At 49.5% G+C, this 200-nt stretch carries 2 tRNA genes; both read right to left on the bottom strand.

What is annotated here, in order from left to right:
- Positions 1–76, bottom strand: a tRNA-Asn gene (locus tag R2X38_RS26750).
- Positions 77–121: 45 nt separating this feature from the next.
- Positions 122–197: transfer RNA gene (locus tag R2X38_RS26745), tRNA-Phe, on the bottom strand.
- Between the last annotated feature and the right edge of the window lie 3 nt (positions 198–200).

The raw sequence follows: 200 nt of genomic DNA, 5'->3' as shown, positions 1-200 counted from the left end.
TGGCTCCCCCTGCGGGACTCGAACCTGCGACATACGGATTAACAGTCCGCCGTTCTACCAACTGAACTAAGGGGGAATTATCTTTTAAATCATGTTGCTATCAAGCACCACAATATGAATATGGTGCCTCGAGGCGGAATCGAACCACCGACACGAGGATTTTCAATCCTCTGCTCTACCGACTGAGCTATCGAGGCAAA

The organism is Photobacterium rosenbergii (assembly GCF_033022775.1).
GTDB classification, from domain to species: domain Bacteria; phylum Pseudomonadota; class Gammaproteobacteria; order Enterobacterales; family Vibrionaceae; genus Photobacterium; species Photobacterium rosenbergii_A.
This window is presented reverse-complemented; position numbering and strand designations above follow the sequence as displayed.